The organism is Cellvibrio polysaccharolyticus (assembly GCF_015182315.1).
Classification (GTDB): domain Bacteria; phylum Pseudomonadota; class Gammaproteobacteria; order Pseudomonadales; family Cellvibrionaceae; genus Cellvibrio; species Cellvibrio polysaccharolyticus.
In genome coordinates this window covers 1544780-1567870 of sequence record NZ_PRDL01000001.1, presented here as the reverse complement: position 1 = coordinate 1567870, position 23091 = coordinate 1544780, and the positions used below count along the sequence as shown (strand labels likewise).

At 51.8% G+C, this 23091-nt stretch carries 20 protein-coding genes; 14 read left to right on the top strand and 6 right to left on the bottom strand.

Annotated elements, in window-relative coordinates:
* Positions 1 to 166: 166 nt before the first annotated feature.
* From C4F51_RS06725 to C4F51_RS06715, 3 genes are all read right to left on the bottom strand, one after another.
* Positions 167 to 2590, bottom strand: a complete 2424-nt coding sequence (locus tag C4F51_RS06725) for a glycoside hydrolase family 95 protein (RefSeq protein WP_193908333.1) — start codon at positions 2588 to 2590, stop codon at positions 167 to 169.
* Between the two features lie 323 nt (positions 2591 to 2913).
* Positions 2914 to 4062 (bottom strand): endo-1,4-beta-xylanase, encoded by a 1149-nt coding sequence (locus tag C4F51_RS06720; RefSeq protein WP_193908331.1) that lies wholly within the window; start codon positions 4060 to 4062, stop codon positions 2914 to 2916.
* A 239-nt stretch (positions 4063 to 4301) separates the two neighbouring features.
* Complete coding sequence (locus C4F51_RS06715) at positions 4302 to 4853, bottom strand: NADPH-dependent FMN reductase (protein ID WP_193908329.1); 552 nt, start codon at positions 4851 to 4853, stop codon at positions 4302 to 4304.
* 245 nt (positions 4854 to 5098) lie between these two features.
* On the opposite strand from C4F51_RS06715, the gene C4F51_RS06710 reads away from it, so the two are divergent.
* Positions 5099 to 6190 carry a phospholipase A gene (locus tag C4F51_RS06710; RefSeq protein ID WP_193908327.1) on the top strand — a complete coding sequence of 364 codons (1092 nt, stop codon included), beginning with the start codon at positions 5099 to 5101 and terminating at the stop codon, positions 6188 to 6190.
* A 207-nt stretch (positions 6191 to 6397) separates the two neighbouring features.
* On the opposite strand, the gene C4F51_RS06705 is transcribed toward C4F51_RS06710, so the two are convergent.
* Positions 6398 to 6601 (bottom strand): hypothetical protein, encoded by a 204-nt coding sequence (locus C4F51_RS06705; protein WP_193908325.1) that lies wholly within the window; start codon positions 6599 to 6601, stop codon positions 6398 to 6400.
* Positions 6602 to 6724: 123 nt separating this feature from the next.
* On the opposite strand from C4F51_RS06705, the gene C4F51_RS06700 reads away from it, so the two are divergent.
* From C4F51_RS06700 to C4F51_RS06655, 10 genes are all read left to right on the top strand, one after another.
* Positions 6725 to 9541: a monovalent cation/H+ antiporter subunit A gene (locus tag C4F51_RS06700; protein ID WP_193908323.1), complete on the top strand. Its 2817-nt coding sequence runs from the start codon at positions 6725 to 6727 to the stop codon at positions 9539 to 9541.
* Positions 9541 to 9882, top strand: a complete 342-nt coding sequence (locus C4F51_RS06695; protein WP_193908322.1) for a Na+/H+ antiporter subunit C — start codon at positions 9541 to 9543, stop codon at positions 9880 to 9882. Before C4F51_RS06700 ends, C4F51_RS06695 begins: the two co-directional genes overlap by 1 nt.
* Positions 9879 to 11393, top strand: a complete 1515-nt coding sequence (locus C4F51_RS06690) for a monovalent cation/H+ antiporter subunit D (RefSeq protein WP_193908321.1) — start codon at positions 9879 to 9881, stop codon at positions 11391 to 11393. The genes C4F51_RS06695 and C4F51_RS06690 overlap by 4 nt, the downstream gene beginning before the upstream one ends.
* A gap of 2 nt (positions 11394 to 11395) precedes the next feature.
* Positions 11396 to 11932, top strand: coding sequence for a Na+/H+ antiporter subunit E (locus C4F51_RS06685; protein WP_193908320.1), 537 nt, complete (start codon positions 11396 to 11398; stop codon positions 11930 to 11932).
* A complete protein-coding gene (locus tag C4F51_RS06680) occupies positions 11923 to 12192 on the top strand; it encodes a K+/H+ antiporter subunit F (protein WP_193908319.1) in 270 nt (89 codons plus the stop codon). The genes C4F51_RS06685 and C4F51_RS06680 overlap by 10 nt, the downstream gene beginning before the upstream one ends.
* Positions 12193 to 12222: 30 nt before the next feature.
* Positions 12223 to 12555, top strand: coding sequence for a Na+/H+ antiporter subunit G (locus tag C4F51_RS06675; RefSeq protein WP_193908318.1), 333 nt, complete (start codon positions 12223 to 12225; stop codon positions 12553 to 12555).
* 15 nt (positions 12556 to 12570) lie between these two features.
* The gene (locus C4F51_RS06670) at positions 12571 to 14058 is read left to right on the top strand and encodes a carboxypeptidase M32 (RefSeq protein ID WP_193908317.1); all 1488 of its coding nucleotides are present in this window, start codon (positions 12571 to 12573) and stop codon (positions 14056 to 14058) included.
* A gap of 357 nt (positions 14059 to 14415) precedes the next feature.
* A complete protein-coding gene (gene rpsT / locus C4F51_RS06665) occupies positions 14416 to 14685 on the top strand; it encodes a 30S ribosomal protein S20 (protein WP_193908316.1) in 270 nt (89 codons plus the stop codon).
* A gap of 220 nt (positions 14686 to 14905) precedes the next feature.
* The gene (maoP, locus tag C4F51_RS06660) at positions 14906 to 15232 is read left to right on the top strand and encodes a DUF413 domain-containing protein (protein ID WP_193908314.1); all 327 of its coding nucleotides are present in this window, start codon (positions 14906 to 14908) and stop codon (positions 15230 to 15232) included.
* A 363-nt stretch (positions 15233 to 15595) separates the two neighbouring features.
* Positions 15596 to 16576 (top strand): TerC family protein, encoded by a 981-nt coding sequence (locus tag C4F51_RS06655; RefSeq protein WP_328701318.1) that lies wholly within the window; start codon positions 15596 to 15598, stop codon positions 16574 to 16576.
* Positions 16577 to 16676: 100 nt separating this feature from the next.
* Here C4F51_RS06655 and C4F51_RS06650 read toward each other — a convergent pair whose 3' ends face one another.
* Both C4F51_RS06650 and C4F51_RS06645 read right to left on the bottom strand, forming a co-directional pair.
* Positions 16677 to 19037: a GH36-type glycosyl hydrolase domain-containing protein gene (locus C4F51_RS06650; RefSeq protein WP_193908312.1), complete on the bottom strand. Its 2361-nt coding sequence runs from the start codon at positions 19035 to 19037 to the stop codon at positions 16677 to 16679.
* Positions 19038 to 19124: 87 nt separating this feature from the next.
* Positions 19125 to 20492, bottom strand: coding sequence for an MFS transporter (locus C4F51_RS06645; RefSeq protein ID WP_193908310.1), 1368 nt, complete (start codon positions 20490 to 20492; stop codon positions 19125 to 19127).
* Between the two features lie 190 nt (positions 20493 to 20682).
* On the opposite strand from C4F51_RS06645, the gene C4F51_RS06640 reads away from it, so the two are divergent.
* The 3 genes from C4F51_RS06640 (at position 20683) to C4F51_RS06630 (ending at position 22676) form a co-directional block, all read left to right on the top strand.
* Positions 20683 to 21228 (top strand): gluconokinase, encoded by a 546-nt coding sequence (locus C4F51_RS06640; protein WP_193908308.1) that lies wholly within the window; start codon positions 20683 to 20685, stop codon positions 21226 to 21228.
* Positions 21229 to 21317: 89 nt separating this feature from the next.
* Positions 21318 to 21605, top strand: coding sequence for a hypothetical protein (locus C4F51_RS06635; RefSeq protein ID WP_235992291.1), 288 nt, complete (start codon positions 21318 to 21320; stop codon positions 21603 to 21605).
* A gap of 75 nt (positions 21606 to 21680) precedes the next feature.
* The gene (locus tag C4F51_RS06630; RefSeq protein ID WP_193908306.1) at positions 21681 to 22676 is read left to right on the top strand and encodes a Gfo/Idh/MocA family protein; all 996 of its coding nucleotides are present in this window, start codon (positions 21681 to 21683) and stop codon (positions 22674 to 22676) included.
* The last annotated feature ends 415 nt before the right edge of the window (positions 22677 to 23091 follow it).

Genomic DNA, 23091 nt, shown 5'->3' with positions numbered 1-23091 from the left:
TATTATTTAAAAACCTCTGGCATCCATACCTTTCATGATGTTTGACCGCATCATGCGTAATCCTGAAATCGGAGCAATAGTTAACCGAAGGCTCTTTAAATAAAGAGCCTTGTCGCTAATAATAAATAACGCTAAAAAATTCGGGCTTGTCAGTCAGCCTGGCCCATCAATCTTTATTGGCAGTTAACCGGTAGGATTTCCCCTGTTCTGCGTTGAATTCCAATACATTATTATGGTTATTCAGCGTGATTTTCTTGCCGCCTTCCACTTCACTCAAGGTGTAATCACCCGGCGATGCAAGACGTAATTGCAGCTTGCCGGACGACCCGGCAACCATTGTCATGTGTTGCAAACGGTTTTCTTGCCAGGCGAGGTCAATGGTTAAATTACCTCGTGCTTTAAGCCCTTGTACTGAACCTTGCGGCCAGCTGGCGGGAAGCGCGGGCAGTATGTGCAACTCCTGGTTATGACTTTGCAACAGCATTTCGGCAATGCCCGCCGTAGCACCAAAGTTACCGTCAATTTGAAAGGGCGGATGGTTGTCCCAGAGATTGGGCAAGGTGCTCTGTTGCAACTGTTCAGAAAGCACCTTGTGCGCACGGTTGCCGTCATGCAAACGCGCCCACATATTTATTTTCCAGGCTTGCGCCCAACCGGTACCACCATCGCCGCGTGCATTCAGGGAAACTTTAGCCGCTTCGAGATATTGCGGCTCAGTGGCAATATTGATTTGATTGCCAGGGTGCAACGCAAACAGGTGGGAGATGTGACGGTGTTTATTTTCCGGATCATCCAGATCTTCTTTCCACTCCTGTAATTGCCCCCAGGAGCCAATACGCAAACCGGGGTCCAGTTTTTCAAGCGTGCTGTTTGCCTTGTTGGCAAAAGATTTGTCACCAACAATGCTCGCTGCATCACGCGCGTTGCGTAATACATCGAAAACAATTTGCTGTGACATGGCGCTCGCCACAGTGAAATCGCCATGCTCTGGGGAATAGCTGGGCGATACCACCAGCAAGCCATCGCGTTTGTCTTTTACCAGCGCATCCAGCCAAAATTCTGCAGCGCCTTTTATCGCAGGCCAGGCACGATTTTTCAAAAAAGCTTCGTCACCGGTAAACCGGTAATGATCCCAATAATGTTGCGCCAGCCAGGCACCCGCTTCGGGTTGCCAAAAAGCGGTTGGCCACTGAATAACGCCGGTAAAGCCCCAAATATTGGTGTTTAAAAACAGCGTCCAGCCTTTGGCACCGACCAGTTTTTTCGCTGACACTTGACCCGGCTCGATCAATGAATCAATAAAATCGAAGAGCGGTACATTGGTTTCCGACAAGTTGGTCACATCGGCCAGCCAATAATTCATTTGCAAATTGATATTCACATGGTAATCGGCATTCCAGGGCGGCGTGGCAGAATGGTTCCACACCCCCTGCAAATTGGCGGGCAGTGAACCAGCGCGGGACGAGGCAATTAACAGGTAGCGACCGAATTGAAAATACAAGGCTTCCAACGCGCGGTTGGCAGCGGCGGAATTGTTTGCAGGGTAATTGGCCAGCAATACCGGTGTGGCGACATCGGGCATCTGCTGGCCAATATTTAACGCAACGCGATTAAATAAACCGTGATAATCCTGTTGATGACGAGCCAGCAACTTCTGCCAATCCAGAGTGGCAACGGCTTTTATTCTGCTCGCCAACACGGCATCCGGATGTTCACCCCGGTATTGCGGATAGGCCTGACGGTAATTGGTTCCGGCGGTCAGCATTAGCACCACTTCATCGGCATTACTGATATGAATGCGGTGGTCGCTTTCATCGCGGCGAATGTCGCCACCCTGATGTCGAACCGCCACGCGGGTTTGGTATTGCAAGCCGTTATCGTTCAGCTCACCGTTAATCACCAGCCCGTATTGATCAAATGTTTGTTTGATGGTGCGGTTATCATGCACCCCCACACCGGTACTGACGGTAATTTTTCCTGGCTGGTCGGCACTCAGGCGAACCGCGATAAGCTGATCAGGGTAACTGGCAAAATATTCACGGGTATAACGCACACCTTCATCGCTGTAACTGACACGAACCATGGCGTTATTCAAATCCAGCTCGCGACGATAATCGGTAGCGTCCTTTGGTGCTTTAAAATCGAACTCCAGATGACCAAAACTCTGGTAATCGCCGTAACCGGTAATTTTTCTACCCAGCGCAGCGGCCGCGTCATCCGGTGATAAGGCGGATTCTTTTTCAAAGTGCTGCTGCACTTTTTTCAGCGCTTTAACCTGCGGCTTATCTGGCAAACCAAAGTCGTAACCCCCTTTAGCTCCGGGGCCGCCGGTCCATAAGGTTTTTTCATTAAATTGCAGAATATCCCGTTGCAACTCGCCAATAACCACAGCTCCCATTGCACCATTCCCAATGGGCAGCCCTTCCCGCTCCCAATCACTGGCCGGCGCATCAAAGCGAATCGTCAAAGCCTGGTTATCTTCTGCGATGGCGTAAGGTGTGATCCAGATACTACAAAGGAGAAAAGTGAATGCTTTAAAATGTCGGCGCGTGTTGAACTGGCGACTGAGGCGCGTAGAGCCTTCCCGCATGTTATCGACCTCTTACTTTATGAGTTTTATTAATCAGTCAAAGGTAAAATCTGGAATTTATCTTATATATAGTATCAAAGACCATTTGATACTAAGTGAAAAATTTCACCTGTGCAATATTTCTTACCTATGATTACACAAATGCCGCGACTGATAGACAAAAAATTGCGCGAGCAAAGCGCGATAAAGGCAGGAGAAAGACAAACTGTGGAGAGGAATGAACGGAGAGAGCATTATAGCCTTGCCGATTAACAGCCTGGCATTAAAACCATGATGGTTGTGCGATAACCCTCCGGCACGGGCGTACCGGAGAGTAATAAGGATTAGCGGTTAACCGCTGCAGGCACAGCGGCAACCTTATGCCACGCCAGCTTGGGCTCACGATTGCGGTCAAACAATAAGGGGTAATTAACGCGACCCTTGATGGGAAAATCATTTTTCCAACTGGCATCATCACTGGTGCCCCAGGTGCTGACGCGATCAATTTTATCGCGGTGACGAATAAAGAGTTTGAACAGCGCTTCATAACGTTCAGCCAACTGCTCTTCTTTTTCAGCCGGCAAGCCATCGCGATAAGGGTCCATCTCCGGCTTGTAGTCAAAACGGGTAGCAATGTCTGCCCCGGTTATTTCCCATACCGAAGGCAATACATCCACATCCAGCTCGGTGATGTGCACACGCACCCCTTCGTTGGCAAAAGCGATAATACTTTTTTCCACCTCGGCCAGATCCGGCCCGGAAATTCCCAGATGCCCTTGCATACCCACACCGTGAATGGGCACCTTCTGTTTTTTAAGTTCGCGCACCATATCGACCACGCCCTGGCGTTTCTTTTCCAGAAACATGCTGTAGTCGTTGTACATCAAATGTGCCGAAGGGTCTGCCTTGTGCGCAAGTTCGAAAGCCTTTGCAATATAGTCGCGGCCGATAATATTCAACCAGTGACTCTTTCGCCATTGACCATCATCTTCAATCGCTTCGTTCACCACATCCCAGGTAGGAATACGGCCTTTGTAACGCCCCACCACAATATTGATGTGTTCTTCCATACGCGCCAGCAAGGCTTCGCGAGTCAGTGGTTTGCCCGCGTCATCCTGAAATACCGCATCAGGAACCTGGCTGTGCCATACCAGCGTATGACCAATAACGTGCATGTCATGCTCTGTGCCGAATTCGACAATTTTGTCAGAAATATCCCAGTCCCACTTGTTCAGTTCGGGGCGTAGAACTTCCCACTTCATGGCATTTTCAGCGGTAATTGCATTGAACTCACGTGCAATTAACTGCTGCAAAGCTACATCGTTGTCGGTAAAGGTGGCGGCATTCATCGCCGTGCCGATCAGGAAATCATTTTTATAATAGTCTTTCAGTCCGGTTGCCTGAGCCGCTGCCGCAAATGCACGAACATTTACCGCAGCTGCCGCTGCCATTGCGGCAGCCCCCAGAACAAATCGACGACGGGAAATAGTCATAAACACTGCCTCATAGTCTTGTCGACTAGTACTTTACTTAAGACTTGAGCAAGCACAACGACCATTAACACTATTTAACATTGGTTATAGCAACGCGCTCCGCTGCCGCGCAAGAACCAACAAACGGCAACAGAAAATGGAATATAAACCGGGCGAAAGGAAGCAGAGCCAAAAAAGACGAGCCGGATTGTTCACACAATCCGGACGCTGAAATAAAAGAAGGGAATAACCTGTGCGGCTTACACGGTTGAGCGCGCAGCAACCGAGCGGGCGAAATCACCGATAAAACGCTCCAGCTTGCGAGCTACTTCTGCATCGGTCAACTCTCCGGACTCGGAGAAAGCTTGATGGGCTGCCGGCACCAGAAATTCCGGTGCATTATAAACCTCGGATAACACCCCCAGCAAAACCTGCTTGAGTTGCGCTTGCACACGGGCGCCGCCCACCAATGACATGGAAGCCGACATTACCGCCACCGGCTTGTGCGCCAGAGGTGATTGAAAACCGGGACGCGATGCCCAGTCGATGGCATTTTTCAGGCCGCCGGGAATGCTGTAATTGTATTCCGGCGTGGCGATCAGCAAGGCATCAGCCTCGGTAACCGCGTTCTTAAGGCGCACTACCGCCTCAGGTTTGGTATCACCGTCCAGATCCTGGTTATAGAGCGGCAAGTCATCAATGGGATAAATCGTCACCTCTGCATCCGCCGGAAAATACGCTTTTGCGGCCTCCAGCAATGCGCTATTGAGCGATGCTTTGCGAAGACTTCCACTGATTGCAACAATTTTCATGTACACACCTCCAGATTGGATGAAACAGTTGCCGAACAACGCCGGTGCGATGAACCACAACGAAAGAAACAGCACGGGCTTGCAGAACAAACCCTCAAGTTGCCAATTCCCACCATTATTCACCCTGGCCGGCTCGGGTGTCGAATCGTTTTTTTGCAAACAGCGTCGGGTCGTGCGACTTGCCATAGCTGGCACAATACCTACAATACCGGTAATACTTATACTTTTGATGTCGCGGTGCATTCATGATGAAACATTCTCTGGCAGGCGCTGGCCTGCTACTGGTGGCCAGCTGTATTCAGGCCCAAACCACCCCGACTGAAGTTACCATTCCTCCCGAAGAGCTGGATGCCTGCCTTCGTTCCAGCATTATTGGTGCGGCGGACAGCATGAGCGTTCGCGAGCTGAAAGAAGCTTGCTCGCTACTGTTGGAGAAAAAAATTGCCGCGCAGGTTACTGAAGAAGTGGTGCAGCCGGAAAACGCGCCCTACGCCATCAATGGTGGAGCTGAAAACCAGGCAACGCGGGAGCGCATGACGATAGAAGCGCTCAACCGCAGCAACCGTTTTATGCTGACGCCACATCAACGCAACTATATTCTCCCCGCCACCTATAAAAGTGACCCCAATAGCGAGCCCTACGCAGCAGCGGGTGATCAACTGCAAGATCTCAAACATACCGAGGCCGAGTTCCAGTTCAGCATCAAGATATTGCTACGCGAAGGGATTTTTGGCGATAACGGTCATTTATATCTCGGCTACACCAACCACGCGTTTTGGCAGGTGTATAACGGCGATATTTCCAGACCCTTCCGGGAAACCAATCATGAGCCGGAACTGATCCTCAGCTTCACCAATGACTGGGAGATTTTCGGCTTTCGCAACGTGTTGAATGAAGCGGTGCTTAATCACCAGTCAAACGGCCAGAGCGGCACCTTGTCGCGCAGCTGGAACCGGATCATGTTCAATACGGTGTTTGAAAAGGACAACCTGGTGTTCGCTTTAACCCCATGGTATCGCCTGCCCGAGAGCAAGGCCAAATACCCTGGCGACCCCAAAGGCGACGATAACCCGGATATCGAGAAATTTCTCGGCCACTTTGAATTCAGCACCGCCTACCGTCATCGCTCGAATATTTACAGCATGATGCTGCGCAATAACCTGCGCGGTGAGAACAAAGGTGCGGTAGAACTGGGCTGGAGCTTTCCGATTTCCAGCCGCTCGCAAACTATCCGCGGCTACCTTAAATACTTTAATGGTTACGGCGAAAGCCTGATTGATTACAACGACCATACACAAACCATCGGTTTGGGCGTTATCTTCACCGACCTCTTCTAGTTTCCAGGTTATTTTTGTACTGACCGCTACAAAACAGGGCTGCCTTCGGGCGGCCCTGCTTGCAACATAGCTCCCGATTCCTGAATCCCGCCTCAGCCACTCCGTTCCTGGACTATATTAAATATCCATAACCCGACCTGCCGGGCGTGCTGCTTTTTTGTGCGGGTATTTAACCAGGGTATTGATATTTCTATAGTTTTTATTTGATCAATTATTAATCAAAACACTTTTTTTACGCCGCGGGTGTGTTATTTTCTCTCCGAAAAATAGAGAGAAACCCATAGCCTGCTTAAGGAGTGCCATGTTATCAACCAGCTTGCACCACCCGCCTTCTGTATCCGTTGTTCCTGTGAAAACACGCATTTCACGGCAAACCAACAACGAACCGATATTGCGCTGTTCTTTTCGCACACTGGTACCTGAACAACCTCGCTGTTGATGTCGGCGCTGCTGGCCTGCGGTTTGGGCCTGGCATTTTCGATCCATTTTAAAAACAGTCTTACTTAAAACCGTGTCAATCCAGGTGTGGCCTTCATGACCTTAATACTGATCATCCTGTTGCCTCTCCTCGGTGCTTGTCTGCCTCTTGCAACCGAGAAATTCGGAAGAACCTTATGTGCCTTTTCGGCGGCCCTCGGTCCGGCGATTTCACTTGCCCTGCTACTTTGGCATCTGCCAACCGTATTGGCAGGTGGCTCTTTTATTTATGACCACAGCTGGCTGCCGCTGCTGGGGTTGGACTTAAGCTTACGTCTTGATGGCCTGGGCATGATGTTCGGGCTGATGATTACCGGCATCGGTTTGCTGGTCATTCTTTATACCCGCTATTACCTATCCCCCCGGGATTCACTGGGCAAACTCTATGCCCTGCTGCAGATTTTTATGATGGCGATGCTGGGCATTGTCATCTCCAACAATATCCTGCTGCTGATTGTGTTCTGGGAGTTAACCAGTCTCGCCTCATTCCTGTTAATCAGTTATTGGTCGGTACAGTCAGATGCCCGTAAAGGCGCTCGCATGGCGCTCACCATTACCGGTGCCGGCGGGCTGGCGCTGCTGGGTGGCGCATTGCTGCTGGGCAAAATTGTTGGCAGTTTTAACCTGACCGAGATTCTTGCCTCCGGCGAGCTGATCAAAAATCACGAGCTCTATCCGGTCGCACTCATCCTGATTTTGATCGGTGCTTTTACCAAATCCGCGCAGTTTCCGTTCCACTTCTGGCTGCCACACGCCATGCATGCCCCCACTCCGGTATCCGCCTATTTGCACTCGGCTACCATGGTAAAAGCCGGGGTATTTTTGCTGGCGCGGATGTATCCGGCACTGGCAGGCACCGACCTGTGGTTTTATATCGTTTCGTCGGTGGGGCTGTTTACGCTGGTGTTCGGCGCTTATACCGCACTGTTCAAACATGACCTCAAAGGCTTGCTGGCCTTTTCCACCATCAGCCATCTCGGGCTGATTACCCTGTTGTTTGGCCTTAATAGCCAACTGGCGGCCATCGCGGCACTTTTCCACATCATTAACCATGCCACCTTCAAAGCCAGTCTGTTTATGACGGCCGGGATTATCGACCACGAGACCGGCACTCGCGACATGCGCCGCCTGAATGGCATGTGGCAATTTATGCCCTTAACCACGACGCTGGCGATGGTAGCAGCCTCGGCGATGGCCGGTGTTCCCCTGTTGAACGGCTTTCTCAGCAAGGAGATGTTCTTCTCCGAGACACTCAACCTCAACACCTCCGGCTACCTCACCTGGCTGGTGCCCTTGCTGGCAACCTTTGCCGGTATCTTTGCCGTGGCTTACTCTTACCGATTTGTTTACGAAGTATTTTTTGGTGGTAAACCGGTCGATTTGCCGAAGTACCCGCCCCATGAACCGCCGCACTACATGATTGCGCCCATGGCGATTCTGGTAGTGCTGTGCGTGGTGATCGGAATGTTCCCCAACCTGACCATTGCGCCATTCCTCCATGCTGCCGGCCTTGCGGTATTGGGTAGCGACATGCCCGATTATAAAATTGCCATCTGGCATGGTTTCAACCTGCCGCTGTTGATGAGCTGTATCGCTCTCGCCGGTGGCCTGCTGTTGTACTACCAGCGTAAAGGCTTGTTCGCCTTCTATGAGCGACAATACCGACGCGATGAAAAAGTGATGTTCGAGGCGCGTATCCAGCGCAGCGAACAACTGGCGCAACAGCTGACCGAGAAGTTTGAAAACGGCTCGCTGCAAAGCTATCTGGTATGGTTTTTCGGTATGGTAATTGTGCTGGGCGCATCCCAGCTGCTGTTTATCGACAAACTGACCGGCTCTGTTGCAGCAGCTCCGGTAGATGCCGTCAGCGTGGTGATGGCCATCGTGATGATGGTCGGCGCCGTGGGCACGGTGCTTATTCATCACAACCGCTTTGCCGCCCTGCTGTTACTCAGCGTGGTAGGCCTGGTGGTATCGCTGATCTTTATCCGCTTCTCAGCGCCCGACCTGGCACTGACGCAAATTTCGGTGGAAGTGGTCACCGTGGTGCTGATGATGCTGGCGCTCTACTTTTTACCGCAAGTCACCCCCAATGAATCCGGCCCGCTTAAAGTCAGCCGCGACATTGTGATTGCCGGCAGTATTGGTACCGGCATCGGCTTGCTCTGCTGGGCCATTCTTACCCGCCCTTACGAAACCATTGCTGATTATTACCTGGCAAATGCAGTTTCTGGCGGTGGCGGTACCAACGTGGTTAACGTCATCCTGGTGGATTTCCGCGGTTTCGATACGCTGGGTGAAATTACGGTACTCACCGTCGCCGCCATGGGTATTTACGCCATGCTGCGCAAACTCCGCTTGCCGCCACCGCCCAACCCGGATGGCACCGAGCACGTGTGGGCGAAAGAACCATCACCACCGGTGTTGATGGTACTGGCGCGCCTGCTGTTACCGCTGGCACTGATGGTATCTACCTATATTTTCCTGCGCGGCCATAACTTGCCCGGCGGCGGTTTTATCGCCGGTCTTATCACCAGTGTGGCGCTGATTCTGCAATACGTTGCCTCCGGCAATGACTGGGTGCAGGAGCGTATCAACTGGCGTTATCGCAATGTTGCCGCCATCGGCGTACTGATCGCAGCGGCCACCGGTGCTGGTAGCTGGTTGTTTGGTTATCCCTTCCTGACCACCGCCTTTACCTATGTCACCTGGCCAATCGTGGGCAAATTCGAGCTGGCGACAGCGCTGATTTTTGACATCGGTGTGTACGTTACGGTAGTGGGATCAACGCTGGTGATTCTTTCTTACCTCGGCCGTTTGTCGCACTTCAACCGCCACGCTCATATCAAATCACTTTCCTCCGGAGATAACTGATGGAAGCTTTAATCTCTATCGTCATTGCAGTTCTCACCGGCTGCGGTATTTATCTGGCACTCAGGGGCAGAACTTTCCCGGTCATTCTGGGGCTGACGCTGCTCTCTTACGCGGTCAATTTATTTATCTTTGTTATGGGCCGATTGCAGTCCGGCGTGCCTGCCGTTATCAGCAGCCGCGACCAATACACCGACCCGATTCCCCAGGCGCTGGTGTTAACCGCGATTGTGATCGGTTTTGCCATGACCGCCTTTATGCTGGTACTCGCCTTGCGTGCGCGCTCGGAACTGGGCAATGACCACATTGATGGCAAGAACACCCGGGAGGAAACGCCACGATGAGTCATCTGGTTATTGCTCCCATTTTACTGCCGCTGATTACCGGTTTGATTCTGCTGTTGATGCCGGAGCGGCATCGGATGCGCACGCACCTTCTCAGCATGTTCAGCGTATTCGCGCTGATGGTGATTTCGGTTCTGCTGATTATCAAAGCCGGCCGCGGTGAATTCGTTGTTTATGCGCTGGGCAATTGGGCACCGCCCTTTGGTATTGTGCTGGTGCTGGATCGCCTGAGTGCCATCATGATGTTGCTATCGAGCACCCTGGCGTTCTTCAGTTTGCTTTACACCACCGACGAAAAGGCGCCGCAGGTCAGCCCGCATTTCCACAGCCTCGCGCACTTTTTGCTGACCGGTGTTAACGGCGCATTTCTGACCGGCGACCTGTTCAATCTGTTCGTCTTTTTTGAAATTTTGCTGTTATCTTCCTATGCCCTGCTGATGCAAGCCGGCAGCGCCCGCCGCGCCAAAGCCGGTTTGCATTACGTCATACTCAACGTCACCGGTTCTGCCATCTTTTTGATTGCGATAGCAACCCTGTATGGTTTGACCGGCACCCTCAATATGGCCGACCTCGCGGTAAAAGTAGCGGCCGCCGATGCAGATACAGCACCGTTCATTGGCATTGCCGCCTTGTTGTTGTTTATTGTGTTTGGTTTGAAGGCGGCGATATTTCCCCTCTACTTCTGGTTGCCTGCGGCTTATTCATCGGCACACGGCCCGGTGGCGGCGCTGTTCGCCATCATGACCAAGGTGGGCGTTTACGCGATTATTCGGGTCTACACGCTGATTTTTGGCAATGATGCCGGAGAGCTGAGTAATATACTTTTGCCCTGGTTATGGCCACTGGCCTTTATCACACTGATACTCGGTGCGATAGGTGCGCTTGGCGCGCGGGAATTGCGTGTACAAATTTCCTGGCTGGTTATCGTTTCGGTAGGCACCCTGCTCACCGGGGTTGCGCTTAACAGTGAAACCGCACTGAGTGCAACTATCTTCTACCTGCTGCATTCCACCTGGATTTGCGCGGCACTTTTCCTGCTGACCGATTTGATTATTCGCCAGCGCGGCGATGCTGAAGACCGCATCACCAGTGCACCGGAAATGCGCCAATCCCTGTTACTGGGCGGATTATTTTTTGTTGCTGCCATTAGCGTAATCGGTATGCCGCCGCTCAGCGGCTTTGTCGGCAAGGCGCTGATTTTGCAAGCTGCTACCGGGCCGCAAACGCCGTGGATCTGGGCCGGTATTCTGCTTGGCGGCCTCGCCGTGCTGACCGCACTCAGCCGCAGTGGCAGCACCATTTTCTGGCGCATGGAAAATCATGTGGTCACCGCCCCGGCAGCTGATATCTGGTCGGTTATCGCCATCCTTGGCCTGATTCTGTTCAGCTTCGGTTTGATGATTTTTGGTAACCAGGTGATCGCTTACACCAACGCCCTGGCAGAGCAAGTGTTACATCCACAGCCTTATATTCAGGCAGTGCTCGGCCATATTCCGGTGAAAGGAAACTGACTATGAATCCCAAAGTTCGCGTTGCAACCAAAAAAGTGCACATTGGCTGGCGCAAGTTATTACCTCACCCCGCGCTCAGCGTTTTTATGTGGGGCCTGTGGCTATTACTGATTAACGACATCAGTGCCGGGCATGTGGTGCTGGGGGCGTTTCTTGGCTGGTTTATCCCCTGGATTACCTATCCCTTCTGGCCCGAATCCACACCGGTGCGCAAACCGCTGGTGGTGATGCGCTTCCTGTCACGGGTAGTGGTGGACATTCTGGTAGCGAATTACGTGCTGATGCTGCGCATCATCGGGCCCACCCGGAATTTGCATCCGGCGTTTTTAACCTTGCCGCTGGACGTGCAAAATGATTTTACGATCACCATTCTGGCCAGCACCATTTGCCTTGCCCCTGGCACCGTGTCGGCCAACCTCAGTAATGACCGCAAATCCCTGCTGATTCATGTGCTGAATGTCAGCGATGTGGAAATGGCGATCACCGATATTAAACGCCGCTACGAAGCCCCCTTGAAGGAGATTTTCGAATGCTCGTAACCGCTATCCCGATTGCCATGTTTATGGTCAGTCTCGCCATCGTGTTAAACCTCTGGCGACTGGTGATTGGCCCATCACTACCGGACCGCATCATCGCGCTCGACACCATGTACATCAACACCATCGCCCTGTTAATTATTTACGGTGTATACCAGGGGTCGGCACTTTATTTTGAAGCTGCCCTGCTGATTGCCGTGATGGGCTTTGCCGGTACCGTTGCGCTGTCAAAATATATTTTGCGCGGCGACATCATTGAATAACGATAACCTGATTACAGATAGGATCTCCTCATGACAGATAACAGCATCGTTGAAATTATCACTGCTATATTTCTTTTAATCGGTGGCTTGTTTGCCTTGCTCGGCTCGATTGGTCTGGCGCGGCTGCCGGATTTTTACATGCGCCTGCACGGCCCCGCCAAAGCGACCACGCTGGGCGTTGGTGGCGTTTTGATTGGCTCGATGATTTTTTTCAGCACCCACAGCGAAGGCTTCAGCTTGCACGAACTGCTCATTACGCTATTTCTTTTTATCACAGCGCCGATCAGCGCCCACATGGTCGCCAAGGCTGCGCTGCATATTCATTTGCCCTACGTTAAACGCACCCGCGGAAAACCCTGGTAAACCGGAGCAACACCCATGAGCGCTTTTACTAAACTGCAACAACAATTCAAACGCTTGTCACGCATTCAACACGCAGCGGCTATTTGTGGCTGGGATCAGGCCGCGATGATGCCGGAAGGCGGTAACAATGCACGGGGCGAAGCGCTCGCCGAACTGTCGGTCATCAGCCACCAACTGCTGACCGCTCCGGAGCTGGACGACTGGTTTGAAGAAGCCCACGAAGAAATTACCGATGCGCTGGATATCGCCAACCTGGCAACCATGAAACGCGCCTGGCAGCATGCTACTTTGCTGCCGCAAGACCTGGTTGAGGCAACCTCCATTGCCAATAGCCGCTGCGAACACGCCTGGCGCCAACAGCGGAAAAATAACGATTGGCAGGGCTACAACACCAACCTGAAAGAGGTGGTGCGTCTCGCACGGGAACAAGCCGGCTATTTTGCCGAACACGCCGGGCTGAATCGCTACGATGCGCTGATGGATATCTATGAACCGGGTATGTCCAGCCATAAAGTCGATAACCTCTTCGGTGAAATAAAAACCTGGCTACCCGGGCTGATAGACGAAGCCGAAGAGATACAAAAAACCCGGCAGGTGATTACCCCGCAAGGCCCTTTCCCGACCGAACAACAACGTCAGTTGGGGCTCAACATCATGGGTTTGCTGGGTTTCGATTTCCAGCATGGCCGGCTTGATACCAGTACCCACCCCTTTTGCGGCGGCGTACCGGAAGATGTGCGCATTACCACCCGCTACGATGAACAAAATTTTATGAGTGCGCTGTTGGGCGTGATTCATGAAACCGGCCATGCCCGCTATGAGCAAAATTTACCCCGCACTCTGGCGGGGTTACCGGTCGGACAAGCGCGCTCCATGGGCGTTCACGAATCGCAGAGCCTCTTTTTTGAAATGCAGCTGGCTCGCAGCCTGCCGTTTACCCGTCTGATAGCACCGCGCATAGCCGAGGCGTTTCAACGGCAGCAAGACCCCGCGTTCAGCGCCGACAATCTATACCAACTGAATACCCGTGTTAAACGCGGCTTTATCCGGGTCGATGCCGACGAAGTGACCTACCCTGCACATGTCATTTTGCGCTATGAAATCGAGCGCGAGTTGATTGAAGGCGGGATTGATACCGAGCATATTCCCGACTTGTGGAACGAAAAAATGGAAAGCCTGCTCGGCTTGTCTACCGCTGGCAAAAACGATATCGGCTGCATGCAGGACATCCACTGGGCGGGCGGTGCTTTTGGTTACTTCCCCTCCTACACCCTAGGTGCCATGTACGCCGCCCAGCTTTTCAATGCCGCGCAGCAACACCTGCCGGGGCTGGAAGAGAAGATTGGCAATGGCGACCTTGGCGGCTTGTTTGAGTGGCTGAACAAAGCCATATGGAGCAAGGCCAGCACCCTGTCTACCGATGAGCTGATGCGCCAGGCAACCGGTGAAGCGCTGAACAGCCATTACTTCAAGCAACACCTGCAACAGCGTTATCTGGCTTAACGCAGTGAGACGCCCCGGAGGCTTTCAGTAAGGCACACCGGGGCGGTTCTTACCGGATTGGGACCACCCGCCCCTCTGCAAACATGGCAGTTTTATCAACCTTAAGTGGATCATGACTGGTTGGACGGCAAGGGTTCGTGATATTATTGCGCGCATCCGAACCAGGTAGTGGATATTTTCTGTTTCAGGCTCTACCAAGCTGTCGCCAGACCCCGCAACCTTTCGAACCCGATCGCGAACGTCGTTTTACCTGCAATTAACAATACCCCGGTGTTGACAATTGTCTTTGAAACGGCATAATGTCGCGTCCTTGAATTCAGACTCGTTTCAGAACAGATTTTTAATAGGAGCACCACGGTGGCAAACTCACCCCAAGCTAAAAAACGCGCGCGTCAAAACGAAAAAGCTCGCAAGCATAACGCCAGCCTGCGCTCAATGGGGCGTACCTACCTGAAAAAAGTGGTGAACGCCATTGCAGCAGGTGATCTGGAAGCTGCAAAAGCAGCCTATGCAGCAGCGGTACCCGTTATTGATCGTATCGCCGATAAAGGCCTGATCCACAAAAATAAGGCAGCTCGTCATAAGAGCCGTCTGAACAATCGTATCAAGGCTCTGGCTGCTGCCTGATCCCTTGATCGATTTCGAAAAAACCGGCTTCTGCCGGTTTTTTTATGCCCGTAAATAACAAAAATAGCGGCACAGACCTCAATCAGCTCACATCATCTTCTGCATCACTCTATACACTGCAATAAAAACAGATTAAATTCGCCATGCGCCGTGAAACCAGGCCTCACCGGAGCGCCTCTTCCCGGACTCTCGTGCACATATCAATAATGGAGACTTCGTTATGCTGCCGCGCGAACACTATCTGAAACAAATGTTTCAGGATCCTGCCAACTTTCCCGATGGATTCGAAGCCGGAGGCCTTTCAAGCATTCAGGCAAGACTGGTTAAAAAACATGGAATGTTAATATCAGCTTTAATTGACGAAAACGTATCCGACCCCTCTGCCGACGATTTACACCTGCTGAAGGTGATAGCCAATCAGGTGGCCCCGAAAAACCCCGTTGAGCAGGCATGGATCAAATACATCAGTATTGTAAAAAGCAAACAACAGAGCCAACCGGCCAAAGCCGCCAAAAGCAGCAAAGGCACAAAGAAAGAAGCGTCCTGACACCCGGCGCGGTAACCCGATCACACTGGATTACCGCACCTCAAAAACCGCTCAAGCAACGATTGACTATTTAATACAAACACTTAAACTGCCACCTACCGAAGGGGAGTAGTTCCCGCTGCGATTGTCGTCAACACGAGTTAACACTCCGGCACCGCAGGCAGATGACCTTCATCTGTGAACGAGACCTTTGTCGCAATGACAAAGGCCGAGGTACGTCCGTGCATTGCGTGTTATTAATCATTCAAGCACTGGAGACTTATCTGTTATGCCGTTGTTTTCCCCGCATGTCTTTTCCTCTGTTCACTCCCCGTCTGACCAGCAGCTGCCGGTTAACTTCTTTTTTTGCAAAGGCTGATCATCATGGAAACAAATCTGCAATCTATTGGCACCTGGTGGATGTGGCTGAGCTTCTTCGCCATCGTTATTGTTATGCTGTTTATCGACCTCTTTTTGGTCGGCGGCGGCAAGCGCCACCGGGTTTCTTTTAAAGAGGCCGCCAGCTGGTCTATTGTCTGGGTCAGCGTTTCTTTTCTGTTTGCTGCCGGTCTCTGGTGGTATCTCGACAGCGCCTTTACCCGCGAGCTCGCCAACACCAAAACGCTGGAATTTATCACCGGCTACCTGATAGAAAAATCACTCGCTATTGATAACGTGTTTGTCTGGCTGATGATTTTTTCCTACTTTGCCATTCCCCTGGAACTGCAAAAACGCGTACTGATTTATGGCGTGTTCGGCGCAATCATCATGCGCACCATTATGATTTTCGCCGGCGTATGGCTGATCAGCCAATTCCACTGGATTCTTTATTTATTCGGCGCCTTCCTGCTGTTTACCGGCGTTAAAATGTTGCGCGGTAATGACGAAGAACCGGACCTCGATAACAATCGCATGATCCGCTGGCTGCGCAGCAAAATGCGCGTAACCTCTTCACTGGATGGCGAACGCTTTTTTGTGGTTAAAGAAGGTTTACGCTATGCAACACCGCTGTTCTTTGTGCTGGTGCTGGTAGAATTTTCAGACATTATTTTTGCGGTGGATTCCATCCCGGCGATTTTTGCCATCACCACCGACCCGTTTATTTTGCTGACCTCCAACATTTTCGCCATCCTTGGTTTGCGGGCTATGTATTTCCTGGTCGCCAACATGGCTGACCGCTTCTCCTTGCTGCAATATGGCCTGGCGCTGGTGCTTATTTTTATTGGTACCAAAATGTTGTTGCTGGATATTTACAAGATCCCTATCGCCGTTTCGCTGGCGGTGGTTGGCCTGTTGATTGGTGGCTCGGTGGTACTGTCGCTGCTGAAAAATCGTCGCGACGAATCCAAATCTTCCGACCAGTAACACCGCAATAAAAAAGCCGATCCGGGTTATTCCGGATCGGCTTTTTCACATCATAACGCTACTTTTTCCATTACAAAGCAGCGCATCATCACCGCAACAATTAAAGCGGTAACAAAACTTCCACCTTATAAACATTGCCCGGCCGAACATTGTCAATGCAGCGTGCTGGCAATGCTACGCCATCCAACAATACCTTCACCTCGCTAACACCGGCATCGCGCCGATAATTCACCTGGATATTGGCACCGCGGAAACTGCGTGTTACTTGTGCTTCTGGCCAATGTGATGGCAATTGCGGGTTAATCTCCAAACCACGACGGCTGCCTTTCAAACCGAACAATCCTTCTACCAGGCAGCGATACACCCATGAAACGGTTCCGGTATTAAACAACTGACTGGAACGACCTGCCGTATCCGGGTACTGATGATAAGCACCGCGATAATAATTGGGGATGAAGACCGGCAGCTGACCGCGACGCAAATAATCATCCGCCTGCTCACCAGGCAACATCTTGCGCAGCAATTCAAACGCCTTATCCGATTCAGCAACCGTGTACAGGCTGTAAATGTAGAAGATCGCGGCATGGTTATAAACCGAACCGTTTTCTGCCGAGCCAGGATGCTTCTGGGTAACCCGACCCACATCGTCGCGCATGGCGGTATAGGCCGGCGCCAGCATGGTTACACCGTAAGGCGTTTCAAGGCGCTGTTCGATCGCTTGCAGCATTTTACCGCGCTGCTCATCACTGGCAGCACCGCCGAGAATCGCCCAGCTTTGCGGATTAAGGAAAATACTGCCTTCCTTGTCACAGGCAATCCCAAACACCACATCGTCGTCGGTAATGCCACGGGCAAACCAGTTGCCATCCCACAGATAACGGTTCACGGATTGATTCAGTGACTGCGCACCGCTGCGGAATTTTTCGGCGGCATCGCTGTGGCCCGTTTCTTCGCAAATGTCGGCCCACAAGTTAAGCGCATAGGCAGAAGCTACCGACAACCAGCCGGAAACCCCGCGCCCTTTGTAACCCACCATATTCATCGGGTCACACCAGTCGCCCTGGGCGATGTAGTTAAGGCCGCGCGCATCCCGCTCGGACAACAACCATTGCATGGCTTGCGATATACGCTCAAACACACTGGCAGATTCACCGCTTTCTGCCGCAATAACCTGTTCATCCAGCAGCGCATAATCATCGGTTTCATCCAGGTAAGCCTTAAGGCAAACCGGCAACCACACGCAGTGATCAGTATGAGGAATTTGATTGATGTATTTCAGCTCGGCACCTTCGGCAAGCAGAATCCCGTCCGGCATAGCGCCGGAAGCTTCCTGCTGGCTGAGCGCCAGTAAAAATGCATGACGGGTAACCTCGGGCTTAATATAGCCCATCCCCATATTGTCTTGCAGATAGTTGCGCGTCTGCGGATCGGTGGTCAGTCGATTAACATCACCATGGTAAAAAACCTGACGTGGCAACCAGTGATTAACAAAATTATTCAAGCCGGCATCCGGCGTACTGATTCCCAAACAACCTTTACCCTGACGCACATACTCGGCATAAGCCTGCTGCGTTGCGGTAAAACCTTGCTCGCTTAAATAACGGGCAGACAGCGCTTTGATTTCACCATCGTCAAATGCTGGCCCGAATAAAAACCGGTAATCATTGGCTGCGCCATCCGCCAGCTCAAGCCGGTATTGCAAAATAGCTGCCGGGGTTTCATAGCGCGCCTCACCGCAAGACAGCTGCTCCGCTTGTACGCCATCAGGCGCATGCAAACCGCCCTCGCCTTCAAAAACATTTTGCCGCACTTCCCAGGCATCCGGCTGACGGTCATGCAGGAAAAAGGTTTTATCTTTGAAGTCTTTGTTTTTGAAATAATCAGCCACTTTCTGGTAAGGCGTTACGCAACTGGCAACCACCCCGCCCACATCAGCGCGGTATTCCGCTGACTGGTTCATCCATGACATATAACCAATGGGAAAATAAGGGTAGAGCGAAATTTTACGCGCCCGGCCAGACTGATTGACGATACGGAATTGCCAGAGCTCAACCACATCATCAACCGGCAACGAGAGGCGAATTTCAAGGCGAATATCCTGCCAGACAATTTCCCAGGCGATATCGCTTTTACCGACCGAAAACAAAAAGGATTCCGGTTTTTTACGCACAGGCTCATAGGGCGCTGAAAAAATCTCGCCGGTTTCTTCGTCTTTCAAATAGAAAAAGCGACCCGGATGATGCGCGTAATACGGCTGCTCCGGTTGCATAAACGTTTTGGCTTCAAGATTGGGCGCATAGGCATATTTGGCCGGCTCAGGCTGCATAAATTGTGCAACGGCATAACCACGGCAGGTGATCTGCATCATCATGCGGCGGTTCCATAAAAACCCTGCTGCGCGGGGCATGGCCACCGGGCTGGTTAATTGGTAACGCTCACCATCTTCAGTGGGAAATAACATGTTTCCAACTCCACGTTTGGTAATCAATAAAACAGAAAATGGCACCTTGAAAGGTGCCACTTATCTTCAGACTTTTTTAATAATTGATCAGGATGTCAGTTTTCGTGCCAGCAACTCCTGCTGCACTTTTACCAGCGTGGCACTGTCCAACGTATAAAAGCGCATCACGAAGGCGGCAATAAAAGCAATCACGCCAGGCACAATGGTCACCAGCAAAACGATACCCAGCTGTGATGCATCCGACTGCGCTTCATTGGCCACGTAACCCATCAGTGCCAGCGTCCAGGCAATCGCCGCCGAGGCCATGGCACCGCCCAGTTTTTGCGAAAAGGTCGCTGCCGAGAAGGTCATCGCAGTAGCGCGGCGGCCGGTTTTCCATTCGGTGTAATCGGCAGAATCAGCGTACATGGAAAATGCCAGCGGTGATTTTGGCCCCAGCGCAAAACCGATCAGGGTATTTAATACAAACATCATCCAGAGGGCATCTTTGGGCACAAAGAACATCAGGCAACTCAGGCTGCCCGCCACCGCCATGAGCAAGATCATCAAATTTTTCTTGTCCATGTAGCGCGTCATAATGGGTGTACAGGCTGCCCCCAGCGCCAGGGCGATGGAGTAAACGCCGAGGAAGGTGCCGGTTAACTCAGGTCGCTCTACGTAATATTTAAGGTAATAAACAATCGAGCCTGCGCGCATCACAATAGTGATCATAATGATCAGCGCCAGTGCGAATAACACCAGCCAGGGGCCGTTGCCCAGCAGGTCGCGAATATCCTGCATAACCGGTGTTTGCTGCGCCGCCGGGGGTTCGACGCGTTCTTTGGTAGTAAAGAACACGATCATAAACATCACCGCCGCTGCGATACCGTAAACACCCATGGTCAATTGCCAGCCCAGCTCATCATTACCTTGGCCGAACCACTGCACCATATCGAGGGTGAAATAGTTAACGATGGTGGTACCGGTAAAGGCAGCGATAAAACGGAAACTGATCAGCGTGGTACGTTCCTGACTGTCGGCAGTGATAACCCCCGACAAGGCCGAATAGGGAGTGCTGAGCACGGTATAAACCAGCATCATCAACGAGTAGGTTGCGTAAGCCCAGATCAGTTTGCCGGTATCATCAAGGTCCGGCGTACTGTAGGTAAGAATGCCGGCACCGGCCATCGGCAGCGCAGCAAATAATAAATAAGGGCGAAATTTACCAAAGCGGGTTTTGGTGCGGTCAGCAATTGCCCCCATCAAAGGGTCGGTAAATGCGTCGATAATTTTAGTAATCAGGATCATGGTACCCACGGCGGCTGCCGATAACCCCATGACATCGGTATAGAAAATCAGCAAAAAGGCAGAGATGTTGGCCCAATAAAAATTGAAGCCCATATCACCAATGCCATACCCGATTTTTTCCCGCAGTTTGATCTTGCCATTGCCCGCCGGGGCAGATGTTTGAGCCACAGGTTCGCTCCTCTGTTCTTTGTTATTGTTAACCGTTACCAGTCGTTTTTTCGCCGATTTTTCAGTTAAATTCGCGATTTTACAGCTCGCGAATAAAACACGCAGCACCTTAGCACAAGCAAAATGATTGCACTATCATTTGCGTGAGTGCTAATGTAAGGAACAGTTTATTAATGAATAACACCCCACCATGACATCTGTTTCCAATCCCCAATCAACTACCCCGCTGCTCATCGTAATGGGGGTTTCCGGTAGCGGAAAGACCACCATTGCCGAGCTGCTTGCCGACCATTACGGCTTTCAGTTTTTCGATGCGGACCATTTCCACAGCGACGCTGCCCGTGCGCACATGAACAGCGGTAAACCGCTGACCGACGATATGCGCGCGCCCTGGGTAGAAGCACTGAAACTGCACCTGCGAGCACAGGGCGACGCCGGCAGTGCCTGCGTACTGGCATTTTCCGGGCTGAAACGAAGACACCGGGATGCCTTGCGAGAAGCCGGCCTGCAAACCCTGTTTGTGTTTTTACACGGCGAAAAAACCGTGATCTACCAACGGCTGGTCAATCGCACCAACCATTTTATGGACCCCAACCTGCTCGACAGCCAATTCGACAGCCTCGAATTTCCGCGCGACGAGACGGATATGCTGCATATCGATATTGATGCCCCCCGCGAGCAACTGCTGAGCGACATTACCCGGCAAATTGATGCCATTTGGCAGGCTGCAAAATAATTACCGGTATCGTGATGCGGCTTATGGCCAGCAGAACAGGCTTGGCGATATGATCTGTTTTTATTTAAGCCCCTACGGAGATTATCGTTATGCCCGCTATGTTGCGCCTGCTGACTATTGTTGCCTGTTGTACCGCTATAACAGCCTGTACGGGAAAAACTTTCCAGCGCTCCCATTGCGCACAGGAACTGGGCATCGCCTGGGATGAACTGAGTATTGCCGAAGCCGATGGTTTTGCTGGCACCGTCAGCTATACCAAAGCCTTTGGCCTGCTAACCGCCGCCAAAACCATGCAAACCGTGGAAAACTTCGACCGCTGCTATCAACAAGCGCGGGATGCCCGTTTCTACATTCAGGAATCCCGCAAGGGTCAGTAGACCCGGTTAACCTAACAACGAATCAATAGCCGACCCGTCGGCAAACCCGCCCCCGATTGTTACAAGGAGTCGATGATGAAAAAATTACGCTGGGGTGTGCTGAGCACCGCCATAATTGGACGCACCAAAGTGATTCCGGCCATTCAAACCTCTGCTTTTGGCACAGTCACCGCCATTGCTTCGCGCAGCCAGGAATCTGCCGATAACGCTGCCCGCGAACTGGGCATTGAAAAAGCCTACGCCTCCTATGAAGCCCTGCTCGCCGATCCGGATATCGACGCAATCTACAACCCGCTGCCCAACCATCTGCATGTGCCCTGGTCCATCAAAGCACTACGCGCCGGTAAACATGTACTCTGCGAAAAACCGGTCGGGTTGAATACGGATGACGCCAAACGCTTGCTGGATGAAGCCGAAGACCACCCTCATCTGATCGCCATGGAAGCGTTTATGTATCGCTTCCATCCCCAATGGCGAAAAGCCCTTGAGCTGGTGCAACAAGGCGTTATAGGCAAAGTAAAAAGTGTGCATTCGCAATTTTCCTACAACAATCATGAACCCGATAATATTCGCAACAAGATTGATATGGGCGGCGGTGCGCTGATGGATATTGGTTGCTACTGCATCTCCCTGTCGCGCTGGTTATTCGGCGAGGAACCGGAAAAAGTGCTCGCCCATATCACGCCCTTTGAAGATTACGAAGTGGATTGCCTGATTTCCGGCTTGCTGCAATTCCCGGCTGGAACCGCCACCTTTACCGCCGCCACCAAAATTGAGGGCTCCCAGTTTGTAGAAGCCGTTGGCGAGCGGGGGAAAATTCGTATTCCGGTTCCTTTCAGCCCGGAAGCCGACACAGCCACCCACATTATTCTGACCAGAGATCATCTCAGCGAGGAAATCGCTATCCCGCCGGCTGACCATTACCGCGAGATGGCGGATGCGCTCGCCAGCGCGGTGTTTGCCAATCAACCGGCACCAACCCCCTTGACCGATGCTATGCAAAATATGCGCATTATTGATGCCTTGTTTGAAAGTGCCCGCTCGCAACAGTGGCAGCCATTAACACAATAATGGCGCTTATTTCTGCACCGAAATAACGCATTTATATAAGCAAGCGGCCAATATTGCTTGCAGAAAAGATTAAAGCTCCTAAACTGAGCGCCGCTGAATTTGTCTGGTAAAATGACTTATTAGCGGCGTTTTTTATAGCTCCCTCTTTGTACGATTGTGCCTTGCACCCCGTACTTGCACCGGGCGAGCAACGCCGGTTTTCCCACACAAGACAACGGATTTACGGGCAACGTCAGAACAGCAGGTATTGTCGGTCAATCAATACCCGGCTCGCTCTGAAAGCCGCAAAAGATGTGGTGCCATCACCGCCCTGCTCAACGGGCACAATCTGAAACTGCAATCAATAGCAGCAGATAACACGAAGACACCAAGCTGTTGCACAGGGCTTTCAGCCTCAGCATCTCGACGTTCTTAC

Excerpts from the sequence above, each read along its gene's own strand:
- C4F51_RS06725 (WP_193908333.1), bottom strand. The coding sequence starts at position 2,590 with ATGCGGGAAGGCTCTACGCGCCTCAGTCGCCAGTTCAACACGCGCCGA.
- C4F51_RS06720 (WP_193908331.1), bottom strand. The coding sequence starts at position 4,062 with ATGACTATTTCCCGTCGTCGATTTGTTCTGGGGGCTGCCGCAATGGCA.
- C4F51_RS06715 (WP_193908329.1), bottom strand. The coding sequence starts at position 4,853 with ATGAAAATTGTTGCAATCAGTGGAAGTCTTCGCAAAGCATCGCTCAAT.
- C4F51_RS06710 (WP_193908327.1), top strand. The coding sequence starts at position 5,099 with ATGATGAAACATTCTCTGGCAGGCGCTGGCCTGCTACTGGTGGCCAGC.
- C4F51_RS06700 (WP_193908323.1), top strand. The coding sequence starts at position 6,725 with ATGACCTTAATACTGATCATCCTGTTGCCTCTCCTCGGTGCTTGTCTG.
- C4F51_RS06695 (WP_193908322.1), top strand. The coding sequence starts at position 9,541 with ATGGAAGCTTTAATCTCTATCGTCATTGCAGTTCTCACCGGCTGCGGT.
- C4F51_RS06690 (WP_193908321.1), top strand. The coding sequence starts at position 9,879 with ATGAGTCATCTGGTTATTGCTCCCATTTTACTGCCGCTGATTACCGGT.
- C4F51_RS06685 (WP_193908320.1), top strand. The coding sequence starts at position 11,396 with ATGAATCCCAAAGTTCGCGTTGCAACCAAAAAAGTGCACATTGGCTGG.
- C4F51_RS06680 (WP_193908319.1), top strand. The coding sequence starts at position 11,923 with ATGCTCGTAACCGCTATCCCGATTGCCATGTTTATGGTCAGTCTCGCC.
- C4F51_RS06675 (WP_193908318.1), top strand. The coding sequence starts at position 12,223 with ATGACAGATAACAGCATCGTTGAAATTATCACTGCTATATTTCTTTTA.
- C4F51_RS06670 (WP_193908317.1), top strand. The coding sequence starts at position 12,571 with ATGAGCGCTTTTACTAAACTGCAACAACAATTCAAACGCTTGTCACGC.
- maoP (WP_193908314.1), top strand. The coding sequence starts at position 14,906 with ATGCTGCCGCGCGAACACTATCTGAAACAAATGTTTCAGGATCCTGCC.
- C4F51_RS06655 (WP_328701318.1), top strand. The coding sequence starts at position 15,596 with ATGGAAACAAATCTGCAATCTATTGGCACCTGGTGGATGTGGCTGAGC.
- C4F51_RS06650 (WP_193908312.1), bottom strand. The coding sequence starts at position 19,037 with ATGTTATTTCCCACTGAAGATGGTGAGCGTTACCAATTAACCAGCCCG.
- C4F51_RS06640 (WP_193908308.1), top strand. The coding sequence starts at position 20,683 with ATGACATCTGTTTCCAATCCCCAATCAACTACCCCGCTGCTCATCGTA.
- C4F51_RS06635 (WP_235992291.1), top strand. The coding sequence starts at position 21,318 with ATGCCCGCTATGTTGCGCCTGCTGACTATTGTTGCCTGTTGTACCGCT.
- C4F51_RS06630 (WP_193908306.1), top strand. The coding sequence starts at position 21,681 with ATGAAAAAATTACGCTGGGGTGTGCTGAGCACCGCCATAATTGGACGC.